Below are 15801 nucleotides of genomic sequence, written 5' to 3' on the forward strand. Positions count from 1 at the left end.
AGCCCGCAAACTGACCAGATGAAAGCGGTGGCAGCTCCCGCACGATAGGGAAAGCTTGCGGCGAAGAATGACGGTTAAGCGGGCACCAGCAGCAGCATATCCCCTATGCTGTACGGGTACGGGTTTACGGGGCGCGTTTTTGCCCCTGCCACGCGCGTCATAAGAGGAGAAACATGTACGAGGGCGCAGTCCAAAACCTCATCGATGAACTGGGTCGCCTACCGGGGGTGGGCCCCAAGTCGGCGCAGCGCATCGCCTTCTATATTCTCAACTCTGACGCCTCAGACATGGCGCGCCTGACCACGGCGATTTCAACAGTCAAATCGAGCGTGAGCTTTTGCGAAACATGCGGCAACGTTTCGGAGACGAAGCAGTGCGTTATCTGTCGCGATGATCGGCGTGACCCGGCCGTGATTTGCGTGGTTGAGGAGTCCAAGGATGTGGTGGCAATTGAGCGCACCCGTTCCTTTACCGGGCGCTACCATGTGCTGGGCGGGGCTATTAACCCGCTGGCGGGGCTTGGCCCCGAGCAGCTGCGTATTCGCGAGCTGGTTTCGCGCCTGGCGGATGAGCGTGTTCAAGAGATTATTCTGGCGATGGACCCCAACCTTGAGGGTGAAGCGACCGCAACCTACCTTTCACGGATGCTGGTTCCGCTGGGCATTCGCCTCTCACGGCTGGCTTCCGGTCTGCCCGTTGGCGGCGACCTGGAATATGCGGATGAGATTACGCTCGGGCGCGCGCTTGAGGGGCGCCGCGTAATCAGTGAGGGCGCGGGTATCGCTCAGGCGAATGCTGCTGAAGATTTTGAGCAGGTGGTTGAAGAAGAGCAGGCGGAGCGTGAGCGTGCGGCTGCTGAGCCGAAGGCGCCGCGTAAACGCTGGAGCGGGAGCATGTTCGACGACCTTGACAATACTCAGGACGGGGCGGGCCCCTCAAACCCTGAAGATGCTGATGAACAGCAGGGAGAAAACAATAATTCTCTGTCGGCTGCCCCTCCATCGCACGGCGAGCAGGCCACCGTTAATGAGGCTCTCATAGAGCAGGTGCTGCAAGACTCCGCCGAGAATCATGCCCCCAAACCAGAGGGTGGCACCTCCGAAATTCCTGTCGAAACAACACGTGCCGACGCATACCGCTCAGCGGACTATGAGGAGCGTATCCGCAAAATCCAGGAGGAGCCACTGCGCACCCCCACCCCTCAGGTGCCGCCTCTGCCGGGCACTAAATATGTTAACCCGTGGGAGTAGCCTGCTCTCAGCCCCATAAGCTGCAGTGAAGACACCCCGTGAAATTAAGAGTCTCTATGAATGAGCAGCGCACGCAGGTGTTTATGCCGAGGCTTTCTCCACCGTAACCGCGCGGATCCGCCGGACCCCGGCCACAGCACAGATCAGGAACATCGCCACCACGAGAAGCTGCCCGGTCCCCAGGTGGCTGCTCAGCTCAGCAGACTTATTCTTAGCGCCCTCAGCTGTGACAATGGCGACCATCATGTGCGCGTACATCACCCCGTGCACCGCCTGCCCCACCAGCAGACCCCAAATATTAGGCATTACTACCCACGCGCAGAACATGGCGAGCGCAGCCATCACGTACACAACCACTACCAGTGGTGGGGCGTACGGTGCGTTCACTGCTGCGGTATAAACTTTTTTAAAGGTGACGGTAGGCACAGGAGTGTTTATGGACCCCCAGCCTGTAACACTGCGTCATATTTCATGTTCTAATACACATACCCACATAATTCACATGGCGTCCCGCACGCGTCTACTATGGATTAGGAGCCGGGACCACCCCGGCGTTTACACTGCATACCTCACCCGGGGAGTTTTAATGAGCCTGATCGTCCAGAAGTTTGGCGGTTCCTCCGTTGCTGATGCCGAAAGCATTAAGCGTGTGGCGCGCCGCGTGGCGAACACCCGCAAGGCAGGGCACGATGTGGTTGTGGTCGTATCCGCAATGGGCGACACCACCGATGAGCTGCTTGACCTCGCCGCAGAAGTAACCAGCGCAGTCACCCCCTCACGCGAGCTTGATATGCTCCTGACCGCCGGGGAACGCATCTCAATGGCGGCGCTGGCGATGGCAATCAACGATATTGGTGTTCAGGCGAAATCGTTCACAGGCTCGCAGGCTGGCATGATCACCGACGGCGTGCACGGTGCGGCGCGGCTGGTTGAGGTGAAGCCGGACCGCATCCGCGAGTCGCTTGAGGCCGGGAACATTGCGATTGTCGCAGGGTTCCAGGGCATGAACCGTCAAAGCAGGGATATTACCACTTTAGGCCGCGGCGGTTCAGATACGACCGCTGTCGCCTTGGCGGCCGCACTAAACGCCGATGTGTGCGAAATTTACTCGGATGTGGACGGCGTGTTCACTGCCGACCCGCGTATTGTCCCTACAGCGCATAAACTAAACACCGTCACTAGCGAAGAAATGCTGGAGATGGCTGCTAACGGGGCGAAGATTCTGCACCTGCGCAGTGTGGAGTATGCGCGACGGTTTAACCTGAAACTGCATGTACGTTCGTCGTTCTCTGAGCTTGAAGGAACTATTGTTATCCCGGAGAACTCGGCGGAGCTCACCCCCACCCATCTGAAGGAGATCCCCTTGGAACAGCCCTTGATTTCTGGTGTCGCCCACGACCGCGGGCAGGCCAAGATTACCGTTGTTGGCGTACCGGATGTGCCCGGTTCGGCGGCGCGCGTGTTTGGCCTGATTAACGAGGCGAAGATCAATATCGACATGATTGTGCAGAACGTTTCTACGGACCGCCCGAACGTGACCGATATTTCGTTCACCTTGGACCAGGCGCACGGGCCGCTGGCCCTGCAGGCGCTTGAGAAGGCGCAGGCAGAGATTGGTTTTGAAGAGGTCATCTACAACGAGGCCGTTGGCAAGCTTTCACTCGTGGGTGCGGGCATGAAAACCAACCCGGGTGTTTCGTTCACGTTCTTTGAGGCGCTCAGCAACGCGGGTGTGAACGTCGAGATGATCTCCACCTCCGAGATCCGTATTTCGGTGATTACTGAGCTGTCGAAGCTTGATGATGCGGTGCGTGCCGTGCACACCGCCTTCGCGTTAGACACCGAAGGAGAAGCCACCGTCTACGGCGGGACCGGGCGCTAACCTGGGTTCTACCGATCTATAGAGATGCTAAGAAAAACTTCAAGTTTTTCTTAGCATCTCTATTTTTATCCTGTTCCGAGGTTCTCTCAGGCATCCGAAGACTCTCAGTCGAAATTCCTCTGGATGCAGTACACCCCCATACACGACACTTGGTGAGCGTTGCCTTTTATAGCCAGTAATTTTGTATTGTCTGTAGCGTATTTAGCGGATAGTTTAATCTAGAAGGATGGCTGAGGTATTGAAGGTTCTTAATGGCCCGCAGTGGCGTACTTATGCGAGGGTGCATGAGCGCCGGGCGGGTCGTTTTGCTGACCCGTTTGTGCGGCGGCGCGAGCAGGGGCAGGCGCATCCGGTTGAGGATTTTCTGTTTACGTACTACACGCTCAAGCCCGGTCAGTTCAAACGCTGGCATCCTGGGGCTGGTGTCATTCTGCTGGAGGCCGCCGAACGTGTCAGCTGGAAATTCTACCGTGCGGCAACCGAAGACGAGCTCGTCTTAGCCGGACTCTCCCCCGACGATGCACACACCCATGCCGAACGCGGTGACGCGATTCTCGTGGACATACCTCAATTCGTGGACAAACGCGGTACCGCTCTCACGTTCACCCGCGAAATCTTGAGTAACACAGCCGATAAGAAGGCATTCTTCGGGTGCTTTGGTATGCACGAGTGGGCGATGGCGTATAAATCGGTTCAGAACAATATTCGTCACGACTACCTGGATTTGCGTTTGGGTGCTGAAGGCACCGACCGGGTGGTTGAGTCGCACCGCATCCGCTGCTCGCATTTCGATGCGTTCCGGTTTTTCATGCCTCAGGCGGCACCCATGAACGAGCTGCAGCCCACCCGTGAAACACAGCGCACCATGGAGCAGCCCGCCTGCCTGCACGCCAATATGGATATTTATAAGTGGGCGTATAAGCTGATCCCGCTCATCGATTCAGCACTCGTGATGGACTGTTTTGAGCTTGCCTGGGATGCGCGTGAACTCGATATGCGAGCCGCACCGTACGACCTTCTCGATTGGGGCTATGAGCCTATTAAGGTAGAGACCCCCGAGGGTAAAGCCGAGTATGTGCAGTATCAACGCGAGCTGTCGGAACGTTCAGTGGCGCTGCGGCGACGTCTGCTGACCACCATAAATACATTCTTGTAATTACACGTTTACATCTAGCTGCATCCCGGCCCCGTGTGTTGGCGGTGCCTGCCAGGCATTGTTGTGAAAGCAGTTTTGCCGGTGTTCTCGTGCCGTACCAGCCCGTGAAATAGAGTTATGTCGCGCGCTTTTTCACGGCGGCACTTCAAGGCTTGCGGTACCATTAAAGACGGCTCAACCAAAACTCACGCACCCAAGGAGTGCCCACACATGGCCCGTATTGTTGTTGATGTTATGCTCAAGCCCGAAATTCTTGACCCGCAGGGTAAAGCTATCGCTCACGAGCTGCCCCGTATCGGTCTAAATTCCTTCACTGACGTTCGCCAAGGCAAACGTTTTGAGCTGACCGTCGAAGGCGAAGCTACCGAAGAGCATCTTGCGCAGGCACGCCAAGCGGCAGAAGAGCTGCTCTCAAATCCCGTCATCGAAGACGTTGTGAATGTCTCGGTTCTGGAGGACTAAGAGCATGGCAGAATCACTCGCAGCACACGAAGTTCCCCTTGTTGGTGACTTCAGCGTCTCGGCATCCAACCCCGACTTTGCTGATGCGCGCATCGGCGTTATTACTTTCCCCGGCACCCTTGATGACCGTGATGCGGCGCGTGCAGTACGGTTAGCGGGCGGAACCGTCGTCGAACTTTGGCATGACGACGAAGACCTTAAAAACGTTGATGCCGTCATCATTCCCGGCGGTTTCTCCTATGGCGACTATCTGCGTGCGGGCGCTATCGCCGCGAAAGCACCCGTCATGCATTCGGTCATCGCAGCAGCAAACGCGGCGGGGACATCGGGCTCTGCTCCCCTGCCGGTGCTGGGTATCTGCAATGGTTTTCAGATTCTTACCGAGTCGCATCTGCTCCCCGGATCCATGATTAAGAATGATCACCGCAAGTTCATTTGCCGTGACCAAACCCTGCGCATTGAAAATAACGCCACCTCGTGGACCGGATCTTACGAACCTGGGCAAGAGATTGTGGTTCCGCTCAAGAACCAGGACGGTCAATATGTGGCGGACGCCAAAACCCTAGAGGCGCTCGAAGCCGAGAATCGCGTCGTGTTCCGATACGTGGGTTTCAACCCGAACGGTTCACGCCACGATATTGCCGGTATCAGCAACGAACGCGGAAATGTCGTCGGTCTGATGCCCCACCCAGAACACGCGGTTGAGCCCGGTTTTGGTCCCTCATCCTCCGGATTCGGTGATGTTTCACTACGAGGCGGTGCCGACGGCTTGGGCGTCTTCACCTCCGTTCTTTCCAACCTGATCAACGCCCGCTAAACGCACGACGACAAGGATAGACACAAGCGATGAGCGAGAAGCAGTTTAACCTCGATACCGTCGAGCACGCGGCGGAAACCCCCGATACTGAACTCCCCTGGGCAGAGCTGGGGTTAAAGGAAAACGAGTTCGAAGACATCAAGAAGATTCTGGGCCGCCGCCCGACCGCGGCCGAGCTGGCCATGTACTCGGTCATGTGGTCCGAGCATTGCTCCTACAAATCCTCGAAAGTGCACCTGAAGCAATTCGGCGCCAAGGTTACCGATGAGATGAAAAAAGACCTGATGGTCGGCATCGGCGAGAACGCTGGCGTAACCGATATCGGCGACGGGTGGGCGGTAACCTTCAAGATCGAGTCACACAACCATCCCTCCTATGTTGAGCCTTACCAGGGTGCGGCAACCGGAGTGGGCGGTATTGTGCGCGATATTATTTCGATGGGTGCACGCCCGATCGCGGTTATGGACCCGCTGCGCTTTGGCGCTATCGACCACCCGGATACCGCCCGCGTGGTCGGCGGTGTGGTTGCGGGCATCGGCGGCTACGGCAACTCTCTAGGTCTGCCCAATATTGGCGGCGAAACCGAATTTGACGCCTGCTACCAGGCAAACCCACTCGTCAATGCCCTGGCAGTCGGTATTATGCGCCACGAAGATATTCGCCTGGCAAACGCATCCGGCGTGGGCAATCAGGTAGTACTCTTCGGGGCACGCACCGGCGGCGACGGTATTGGCGGCGCATCCGTACTAGCTTCAGAGTCCTTTGACGATACCAAGCCATCCAAGCGACCCGCAGTGCAGGTAGGCGATCCCTTCGCCGAGAAGGTTCTGATCGAATGCTGCCTGGAACTCTTCAAGGGTTCCGTGGTCGAAGGCATTCAGGATCTCGGTGCTGCCGGTATTTCCTGTGCAACCAGTGAGCTCGCCTCCAACGGCGAGGGCGGCATGCACGTAGACCTTACCAAAGTACTCTTGCGCGACCCCACCTTAACCCCCGGCGAAATTCTGATGTCGGAATCGCAGGAACGCATGATGGCGGTCGTTTCGCCCGAGAACGTCGAGCGTTTTGAGGCGATTATGAAGAAGTGGGGCGTGGAGTACTCCTTCTTGGGCGAAGTGACCGATACCGGCCGTCTGATCATTGAGTGGGACGGCCAGGTGATCGTTGATGTAGACCCGCGTACTGTGGCGCACGATGGTCCCACCTATGAGCGCCCCTACGCGCGCCCGGCTGGTCAGGATGCACTCCAGGCAGACCATTTCACAGGCTCCGCTGCCGACGATGCACGCCCGCGCGGCGAACAGCTGGGCGAGGCTATCAAGGCTTTCATGGCGTCCCCGAATATGTGCTCCAAGTCCTGGATTACCAACCAGTACGACCGCTACGTGCAGGGCAACACAGCCCTCTCTATGCCGGACGATTCGGGCGTGGTGCGTGTGGACGAGAACACCAACCTGGGGGTCGCGCTGGCGACTGACGCATCACCACGTTTTACCTACCTTGACCCGTATGAGGGTGCGCGTGCTTCTCTGGCGGAGGCCTACCGTAATGTGGCAACCGTGGGTGCCCGCCCGGTCGCGGTTTCGGACTGCTTGAATTTCGGTTCCCCCGAAGATCCGGACGTCATGTGGCAGTTTGCCGAAGCCGTGCGCGGTCTTGCCGACGGCTGCATGGAGCTGGGTGTTCCGGTCACCGGCGGCAATGTTTCGCTGTACAACCAGACCGGCGGTAAGGCCATTAATCCGACCCCTGTGGTCGCGATGATGGGCGTAATGGACGACGTTACCCGGCGCACCCCCTCTGGTTGGGCGCCGGAACACGACGGTCAGGCCATCTACCTGCTGGGTACCACGCGTGATGAGCTGGACGGCTCAGAATGGGCGCGTTTCAAAGGTCACCTGGGTGGTCTGCCCCCGAAGGTTGATCTGGCGGTTGAACGTCAGCTTGGCGATATGCTCGTGAATATGTCGCGTGACGGCATGATCGATGCGGCACACGACGTTGCCGCCGGTGGTCTTGCCGCAGCACTCGCGGAAGCCTGCCTGCGTTTCAACACCGGGGCGCGCATCGGGCTGGGCGAAGTTGCCGAACGCGACGGGCTCGATTTGTTCACCCTGCTGTTCTCGGAATCCTTAGGCCGCGTGGTAGTTTCCGTACCGCGCTCTGAGGAGGTACGTTTCAAGGATATGTGCACCGCCCGGCAGTTCCCGTTCGCGCGCATCGGCGTAGTGGATGCGCTCTCGAACGCGCTGGACTTCCAAAACGAAGTCTCCATCAACCTTGATGAGCTGCGTGCCGCTCACGAAGGCACCATGGCAGCTCACTTTGGTGAGGTGGCGCAGGGCTAGAGCACCTGCAACATGCCCCTTGGGGCTCATAGCGCCGGGCTGCACCGTTGCCTTGAGCCTCAAGGGGCTTCTTTAGTCTGTGCCGGAGAAAGACTTTCCTCAACGCCCCTGCAAAAACGGCAGAATATTACCGAAAACCTGCTTTAGCCTCCCTGCCAGTCACCCCATACCTTGAAATCGGCAATATTTTACCGATTGACTCAAAAAATCCAGCTTTTCATTCGCTATACTAATAAATCGGCATAGTATTATTGACCCTGCGGCCATACCGGGAGTTCAAGACAAGGTCTCTGGAAAGATGCTTACTCTTCCACTACGTAGCAGTGAGGATTTCTACCTTCTTAAAATTTCTCCTCCAGAATACCCTCAAGTAGCTGAAAATGAGTCTTTCTTTCTAAAAGCAGCAAGCCGCATTCACGCTTCTCCTCAAGTCGTCTCTCACCGTCTTGTACATGATGCAACGGGCCGCTCAGGAATTCTAATACGCCGTTTTGACCGTTATATTGATGAGCATGGTATAGCGCATCGTCTTGCAGCCGAAGACGCATGTCAACTCAGTAATCGTTACCCCTCCGACAAATACCTTTTAACCGCAGAACAATGTTCTGAAGCCCTACTGACCCAGGTGTTTTCACCCCGCATTGCAGCTCCCGAGGTTTTCCGCCAGTTTGTCTATGCGTGGCTTACCGGAAACGGCGATCTGCATGCCAAAAACCTGTCAATTGTGGAGAATCGTAAAGGGCAGTATGAGCTATCCCCCATCTACGATATCCCTTCAACCGCCCCGTACGGGGACACAAGCATGGCGCTTCTTCTAAGCGGGAAAAAAGATGGTTTATCGCGACGTAGGTTTCTGACATTTGCACATAATATAGGTGTGTCATCCAGGGTTGCCGAGCATGTGCTTGAAGAAGTTCTTACAGGCACCGAACACCTAGCCGAACAAGCACGTGAAGAGTTGCCATTCGATTCACACCACATGAAGGAGCTTCTCAAAGTTTTGAAGAACCGGCGCAGGTCCCTGCTATAGCCGCACTGACTTTATACACCACGACACCCTATCTTGTGGACGGCCCTCAAGCCTTCAATGTGCAGCATGTCTTTATGTCATATTTCGGCGGGGAACCGTAATTCTGACGTGTTTTTAATAACCTATCTGCCGGTGGGCTATGCAATGGTGTGGAGCAGAAGATGGAGCATTGCAGGTATGAAATACGCCGGTGGCGCGCCCGCGAACTAGCGCACTACCGGCGGTGCCGCACGAGCCCGAACTGCCCCGTGAAGGGCGGGTATTTTATGGGCTCAGCGGAGGCTGTTTTATTAGCTGCCGCTAAGACAGGCGGCCCAGCTGCGCAAAGAGTGATGCATTAATGCGGAAGCCTTCGACGGTTTCGTCAATGAGGGCCTGCCGCTGCTCTTCGGTCAGGGGCGCGTTATCGAGCAGTTCCCGGTAACCATCTTTGAAAATTTTGGGCTTGGGCAGTTCAGTGAACCGGTACATGCTCAGCGCCTTGGCGGGAATGCCGTAGTGCCGCGCCACCAGTGCAGCGATTGCCTGACCACCCGACAGGTCCCCCAAGTAGCGCAGGTAGTGGTGCGCTAGGAAGCGTTCAGGAACGTTGGCGGTGGCGTTAATTCGTTCCACATATTCGATAGTTGCCGACAGGGGCGCGTCAATATCCTGCTGCCCTAGTGCACGGATGTCGTTGCGGATGCTCGCGGCGCGGTCGAGCCCTTCAATGGTGAAGGGGTCGGTGATGGGGTTGCCTGCCTCACGCAGGTTTGCGGAGATCGCTTCCAGAGCCTCGTAAATGTAGGTGTACTGGTTGATCAGGCGCAGGTAGGCGGCGGTATCGAGTTTACCTCCCATGAGGTCTTCCATGAAGGTGGAGTGCTCGGCATTGTCGTGCACATTTTTGGTGCCCGCTTTGAGGCGGGCAGAGAAACGTTCGTTGGTTGTTTCGGGTGCGCAGGTAGTAGTCATAGCGGGTTCCTTAGTTGAGTTTGAGGGTTTGCGGCGCCAAATTTTTTACTGACACCGTGTCATCAAGTTTCGCTAATGACATATTGTCACTAAAACTTGGTTTTGGCAATACTCCTACCAAAATTTCTGCTAAGGTAACCCTTAGAGAGCTCGCATGCCGCCCTAGACACCTATTACGTTACACAAATCTTCTCTAATAGGTCTAGACTGGAAGCGAACATCACATCACCCTTTCGAAAAGAGAGTAGTCACATGTCTGTCTCACCCAGTGCCAAGCGCTCCTGGGCGTTCTTAGCCAGTGCCGTCGTCGGCCTTGGCAGTATCGTCTCCACACCCGTCGCATTCGCAGATACCACAACCACATCCGTAGCCTCTCAAACGCAGGTGCACAACGCCGCAGATTCTTTCAGCCAAGCAGAAACAACATGGGGGCTCAGAGATTCCTTCCGCGACTACTTGCTGAGAGGAGTCGCCCAAGGCACCCAAAAGCTAGCCAGAGTCGGCACTAACCCCAAGGGTGAATACACTTTCGGCGAGTTTGACGCCTCCAAGAGCAGAGTCACCGACGACGGCTATGAGATCGTCTACACCGGAAGCAAAATCCACTACACCGGGCACCACGGCGTGCTGGAAACCATCATCACCGACTTCAGCATCATTATCAGCAAAGACGGCAAGGGTGAGGTGCGCGCCAATGTTCAGTCCCGCCCCTACGAAGGCACAACACCGCAGCCGCTGAAGTCATACCAGAATATTAAACTGGGCACTTTCGACGCTTCAGACCTCAAACACGACGGCAATAACATTTCTCTTGCCGCCAGCGACAAAACCAAAGTAATCCTCGCCGAAGAGGCTACCCCTGTTTTTGCTGGTTTCTATGATGCAGGGCAGAAACTAGACGCTATCTCGTTCAGTGGGCGTATCGCTCGGGGGTCCACAGAGACTCCCGCCCAGCCATCACCCAGCGAGAAGCCCACCACACCGGCACCGGCTCCTAAGACGAACACCGTTCAGCCGGAAGCGCCAAAAACCGACCAGCAACCGGCTGCCGATGCCCCCAAGGCCGAAGAGAAACCCGCAGCCCCAACGCCCACAGCACCCGCAGCCCCGGCCCTGCCCAATAACAGCACGAACACCGCCAAAGGGCATGTGGTTGAGTCCGGCTCCATGCAGTGGGGTATCCGTGATTCCTTCCTGCGTTACCTGTCAACTCTCGCACGCGGCAGCATCCAGGTCAGCGGTATGGAGAAAACCAATGCTGGCGGGCTGAACTGGACCAAGGCATCCGGGGCCTTCGATCCGGCCACCCAAACCGGCCAGATCTCGTTCGCTGGCGAGGTGCATATCACCGGGCATCACGGGCAGCTCGACAGCACATTCAGCAACACCCGTCTTGTCGCTGTCAACGGCAAGGGCTATTTGGTGGTGGATGCCGAGGCACTAAACCTCAAGGGCGAACACAATACGTTCAAAGACCTCATAATGGCCGAGGTGGATCTGAGCGGTGCCTCCTACGAGAACAACGTTTTTAAGCTCTCAAACGCGGCCGTAACCGTGACTGTTGCCGGTTCGAATGCTCTCTTTGCGGGCCAGTACAGCGACGCTGATAAGCGCGCCATGGCACCGTTGAACCTGTCGGTGAAGCTTGGGGAGCAGCTGACGGATCTTAACGTAAGTCAGCCTGACATCGCCAAAGCTAATCAGGGCGGCGGCAATACCCCGCAGCTACCCGGTGCTGGTGATAATAGCGATAGCACAGCCAGTGGCGGTTCGGGGGTATCTTCTTCCGACTCCTCAAGTAGTGGCGACGCTTCTTCCAGTAGTACCCTAAGCAGCGGCGGCTCAGGCTCGGGCACAACCGTCTCCACCAACCCGGCCCAGCCGGTATGCGTGCCCGTCACCCGAACCCGTAAGGTTGCGGTCGCCCCAACGACCGCAGCAAAAGACGTGGCGTCCGCCTCAGACGGTAAGGTCGTCACGGCTGAACTGGGCTGGGGTGTGAAAGATTCTTTCCGTTCCTATGTGCGCGGCGGTATCGCCAACGGTAACTGGGATTTGAGCGGAACCACTTTTGCTCATAATACGTTCAACTGGTCAAGCGGCTCCGGAACGGTGAAAGACGGTAAGGGCTCAGTATCGTTTACTGGTTCGATCCATTTCACCGGCCACCATGGCATACTCGACAGCACAATTGCCAACCCGCGCCTTGACATTAACGGCTCTAAGGGCGTCCTGTACGCGACCCTGACCAGCAACAATATGGAAGGCAAATCCAACAGCTACGGGGAAGTTGCCTTACTGGATGTTGACCTGAGCGGTTTGCAGACCTCTAACGGGTCGGTCTCCGTCAAGGGTGCATCAACCAAACTGACGGAGGCGGGGGCTAAATCATTCGCCGGTTTCTACTCCGCTGGGCAGGACATGTCCCCGCTGAGCTTCAACGCTTCGCTCTCAAAGAGCGGTGAGTTGAGCACACCCGCTGCAGCACAGCCGACCGAGAAGACCATCACCGAAACCGTGTATGAGGGTGAAGGGTGCGATAAGAAGCCTCTGGCTCATACGGGTGCTAGCGGCGTGCAGAGCAGTGTTGCCGGTGGCGTCTCAGCGTTGCTCACCGGGGTGGGTGCGCTGTTCTATGTGCGTCGTTCACGTGCTCAGACATCCGATAACTAGGGCGTAGCGTGCACTGCTTGGGGTGCGGTGAAGGTGAAGAAGCCCGCCGCACCCCTCAACTTATTTCGCATCATTATTCACACTATTCGCAATATTTTTGAGAGTGAACTCGTATGTTTATCCATTCACTAGTGAGCGGCATCAAAGCCCCCAGCTGTTTCTCACAGAAAATTGCTGCCCTCATGATGGCGGCTTTGCTTTTCACCCTATCCGCGTGCGGCATCGGTACCCAGAACCCGAATAATGCCGCCTCATCACAGACGATAGTTAGTGAGGAACAAAGCAGCGCTGTCCTCGCTGAACTAGCCCAACAACTTAAAGACGGCAAGGCCGCTCACCCGAAAGAAGTGACCGGCCCCTCAAGCGCAAAGAACACCCCCGAGGTGCAGGCAATGGTGGACACCCCCACCCCGCAGCTGCCGGTAACTTTTAAGGACTACACCGGTAAAGAGGTGACTGTTAAGTCAGCGGAACGCATCCTGGCCCTCGATACGTACGGGACTCTGACACAGGATGTGATAGCTCTCGGCTTGGGCGGACGACTGGTGGGGCGTACAGTCTCTAACACGGAGCAGTCGCTCTCGAAGCTTCCGGTTATGACTCAGAACGGGCACGATCTCAACGTTGAGGCTATTCTCTCCGCCAAACCAGACGTGGTGTTCCTCGACTCGTCAGCTTCTTCACGTGATGCGGCGCAGAAACTGGAAAGCTCCGGTATTACGGTGGTACTGACCGACACGAATCGTAAAATGAACCTCATTATTCCCCAGCTCAAGCTGGTGGCGCAGGCCCTCGGCGTGCAGGAGGCGGGGAATACGGTGGCTGAACGCATCCAAAAAGACCTTGACTACGCAACCACCACTTTGAAGGAAGTCGCGCCGCAGGGAGATCAGCGCCTGTCGATGGCTTTTCTGTATGTGCGCGGTAACTCGGGAGTGTTCTTCGTGCTTGGAGACGGCTACGGCGCAGATGAGCTGATCACTGCCGTAGGCGGTCGAGGTGTTGCCGCCGAGAACGGGATTAAAGAGATGACAATGGCCAACGCTGAGGCACTGGTAAAGCTGAACCCAGACCTTATTCTGGTCATGAGCCGCGGCCTTAAATCCACTGGCGGCGTGGACGGGCTGGTGTCCCGCCCGGGAGTGGAGCAGACCACCGCAGGTAAGAACCGGCGCATTGTAGATATGGATGACGGTCAGATCCTCTCGTTTGGCCCGAACACCCCAGCAGTCCTGCTATCGCTGGCGAAAGCCATCTACGCCCCAGAAGGACAGTAGTGGAACACGTAGCAGAGGACTTAGCGGTTACCTCAGAAACAGCCCGGCAGCGGCCAGCCGACGAAGTGGACCTCACCAAGGTGCAGAAACCCGTGGGTGCTGGGGCCCCAAAATACACGAACCCCCGACGTACCCGCGCGGTTGTGACGCTTTCGGTACTGGTTGTGACCCTCGTGGCTGTCACCATAGTGTCAGCCGGGCTGGGCCAATATAATATTCCCACCGACCAGGTGCTTGCCTCGTTCGCCCGCAAATGGGGTTTCATCCCGCCACAGCAGGAGTGGGCGATCGCTGACAGCACCCTGTGGAATGTGCGTTTCCCGCGCGTGCTTTTAGCCCTGTTCGTGGGCGCTGCATTGGGCTGCTCGGGGGCTGTTATGCAGGCGGTGTTTGGCAACCCGCTGGCTGAGCCGGGAGTGGTTGGTATTTCTTCAGGTGCAGCTGTGGGTGCCTGCCTGGCTATTGTGCTGGGCCCCCAGTTGAGGGACACGTTTGCGGTATCGACCTTCGCCTTCGTTGGGGCGCTAACCGCCACAGTATTGGTGTATGTTCTCTCCCGCTCGGGTGGACGCTCGCAGGTGGTGTCAATGATCCTAACCGGTATTGCGGTAACAGCGGTTGCGAACGCGGCTATCGCGTTCTGTGTTTATGTTGCTGACAGCACCAGCCGTGACGAGATCGTATTCTGGCAGATGGGGTCGCTGAACCGAGCCAGCTGGACATCATTATCGAATATGTGGTTTGTTGTGGTCGCGGCGCTACTGGCCTGTTTCATGATCTCCGGGAAACTTGACCTTTTGGCGCTGGGCGAGCGCGCAGCACAGCATTCGGGGGTGAATGTTGAGCGTCTGAGAATGCTGGCTATCGCGGCAACAGCTCTTTTGACGGGTGCGGCGGTGGCGCATTCGGGCATTATTGCGTTTGTGGGCCTGATTATTCCGCACCTGCTGCGGCTGCTGTTGGGGCCGTCGAATAGGGTGCTGCTGCCGGCTTCTGCACTGGGCGGGGCGCTGCTGGTGTCTCTCTCTGATTTGGTGGCGCGCACGCTTATCCCGTTCTCCGATATGCCGATCGGTATTTTCACGGCACTGGTGGGTGGGCCTACGTTCTTTTTCTTGCTCCGCCGGTCGATGCGTAAGGGCGGTGTGTGATGCTGCGGGTCGAAAACATTTCGTACTCGGTGGGGTCTCGGCGCATCCTTGAGGATATTTCATTTGAGGTGCACGCGAACGAGGTGGTCTCACTAATTGGCCCGAACGGTGCGGGTAAGTCTACCTTGTTGTCGGTAATTGCTGGGGATGTGAAACAGGATTCTGGGGTGGTGCAGCTTGATGGCGCCTTGACGAGTTCGTATTCTCCACGGGATCTGGCGCGTCGCCGAGCTGTGCTGCTGCAGAAGACTCAGGTGGCGTTTTCGTATACGGTGCGTGAGGTGGTGGCGATGGGCCGCACTCCGTGGCGCGGCACCATCCGCATTGATGAGGACGAAGCTGTTATTGAGCAGATGATGATCCGCACAGAGGTGGCCCAGTTCGCTGAGCGGGATATTACGACTCTTTCTGGCGGTGAGAGCGGGCGGGCGCATCTGGCGCGCGTGTTTGCGCAGCAGACTCCCCTGCTGCTTTTGGATGAGCCGACGGCGGCACTGGATATTAGGCATCAGGAGCAGACTCTCAAAAGTGCTCGTGACCTGGCGTCGGAAGGGGCCGGGGTGTTGACGGTGCTGCATGATTTGGATGTTGCCGCTGCATATTCTGACCGTATTGTGCTTTTGCAGCAGGGCCGGGTGGTGTGTGTTGGTTCCCCTGAGCAGGTGTGTACGGCGCAGCGGTTGAGTGAGGTTTATGGATATCCGATTGAGGTTTTGAAGCATCCTGTGACGGGGCGTTTGTTGATTCTGCCGCTTAGGTAGCAGGAGCCCACCCCACATTATCTATTCTGCATAAGGAATA

The 15801-nt window shown here is 57.0% G+C and carries 13 protein-coding genes; 11 read left to right on the forward strand and 2 right to left on the reverse strand.

Annotated elements, in window-relative coordinates; all coding sequences use genetic code 11:
* Positions 1 to 173 precede the first annotated feature (173 nt).
* Positions 174 to 1250 carry a recombination mediator RecR gene (recR, locus tag I6I94_RS04595; protein ID WP_201620941.1) on the forward strand — a complete coding sequence of 359 codons (1077 nt, stop codon included), beginning with the start codon at positions 174 to 176 and terminating at the stop codon, positions 1248 to 1250.
* Between the two features lie 81 nt (positions 1251 to 1331).
* On the opposite strand, the gene I6I94_RS04600 is transcribed toward recR, so the two are convergent.
* Positions 1332 to 1637 carry a hypothetical protein gene (locus tag I6I94_RS04600; RefSeq protein ID WP_128087439.1) on the reverse strand — a complete coding sequence of 102 codons (306 nt, stop codon included), beginning with the start codon at positions 1635 to 1637 and terminating at the stop codon, positions 1332 to 1334.
* 199 nt (positions 1638 to 1836) lie between these two features.
* Between I6I94_RS04600 and I6I94_RS04605 the strand changes: the two genes are divergently transcribed.
* From I6I94_RS04605 to I6I94_RS04630, 6 genes are all read left to right on the forward strand, one after another.
* The gene (locus I6I94_RS04605; protein ID WP_006888570.1) at positions 1837 to 3132 is read left to right on the forward strand and encodes an aspartate kinase; all 1296 of its coding nucleotides are present in this window, start codon (positions 1837 to 1839) and stop codon (positions 3130 to 3132) included.
* A 226-nt stretch (positions 3133 to 3358) separates the two neighbouring features.
* The gene (locus tag I6I94_RS04610) at positions 3359 to 4288 is read left to right on the forward strand and encodes a 3-methyladenine DNA glycosylase (protein ID WP_128087438.1); all 930 of its coding nucleotides are present in this window, start codon (positions 3359 to 3361) and stop codon (positions 4286 to 4288) included.
* Between the two features lie 210 nt (positions 4289 to 4498).
* Complete coding sequence (purS, locus tag I6I94_RS04615; RefSeq protein ID WP_004006543.1) at positions 4499 to 4750, forward strand: phosphoribosylformylglycinamidine synthase subunit PurS; 252 nt, start codon at positions 4499 to 4501, stop codon at positions 4748 to 4750.
* 4 nt (positions 4751 to 4754) lie between these two features.
* A complete protein-coding gene (gene purQ, locus I6I94_RS04620; RefSeq protein WP_128087437.1) occupies positions 4755 to 5567 on the forward strand; it encodes a phosphoribosylformylglycinamidine synthase subunit PurQ in 813 nt (270 codons plus the stop codon).
* Between the two features lie 29 nt (positions 5568 to 5596).
* Positions 5597 to 7915, forward strand: coding sequence for a phosphoribosylformylglycinamidine synthase subunit PurL (purL, locus tag I6I94_RS04625; RefSeq protein WP_126854215.1), 2319 nt, complete (start codon positions 5597 to 5599; stop codon positions 7913 to 7915).
* Between the two features lie 298 nt (positions 7916 to 8213).
* Complete coding sequence (locus I6I94_RS04630; protein ID WP_128087436.1) at positions 8214 to 8945, forward strand: type II toxin-antitoxin system HipA family toxin; 732 nt, start codon at positions 8214 to 8216, stop codon at positions 8943 to 8945.
* Positions 8946 to 9245: 300 nt separating this feature from the next.
* Here the strand turns inward: I6I94_RS04630 and I6I94_RS04635 are convergent, their stop codons facing one another.
* Positions 9246 to 9899, reverse strand: coding sequence for a biliverdin-producing heme oxygenase (locus I6I94_RS04635; RefSeq protein ID WP_128087435.1), 654 nt, complete (start codon positions 9897 to 9899; stop codon positions 9246 to 9248).
* A 252-nt stretch (positions 9900 to 10151) separates the two neighbouring features.
* Here I6I94_RS04635 and I6I94_RS04640 point away from each other — a divergent pair, with 252 nt between their 5' ends.
* From I6I94_RS04640 to I6I94_RS04655, 4 genes are all read left to right on the forward strand, one after another.
* Positions 10152 to 12572, forward strand: coding sequence for an HtaA domain-containing protein (locus I6I94_RS04640; RefSeq protein WP_128087434.1), 2421 nt, complete (start codon positions 10152 to 10154; stop codon positions 12570 to 12572).
* 113 nt (positions 12573 to 12685) lie between these two features.
* Positions 12686 to 13849, forward strand: a complete 1164-nt coding sequence (locus I6I94_RS04645) for a heme/hemin ABC transporter substrate-binding protein (protein ID WP_128087433.1) — start codon at positions 12686 to 12688, stop codon at positions 13847 to 13849.
* A complete protein-coding gene (locus I6I94_RS04650) occupies positions 13849 to 15000 on the forward strand; it encodes a FecCD family ABC transporter permease (RefSeq protein WP_236588946.1) in 1152 nt (383 codons plus the stop codon). Before I6I94_RS04645 ends, I6I94_RS04650 begins: the two co-directional genes overlap by 1 nt.
* Positions 15000 to 15761, forward strand: coding sequence for a heme ABC transporter ATP-binding protein (locus tag I6I94_RS04655; RefSeq protein ID WP_128087432.1), 762 nt, complete (start codon positions 15000 to 15002; stop codon positions 15759 to 15761). The genes I6I94_RS04650 and I6I94_RS04655 overlap by 1 nt, the downstream gene beginning before the upstream one ends.
* Positions 15762 to 15801: the final 40 nt, after the last annotated feature.

Origin of the sequence: Rothia aeria (assembly GCF_016726365.1) — a bacterium.
In the GTDB taxonomy this organism is placed as follows: domain Bacteria; phylum Actinomycetota; class Actinomycetes; order Actinomycetales; family Micrococcaceae; genus Rothia; species Rothia aeria.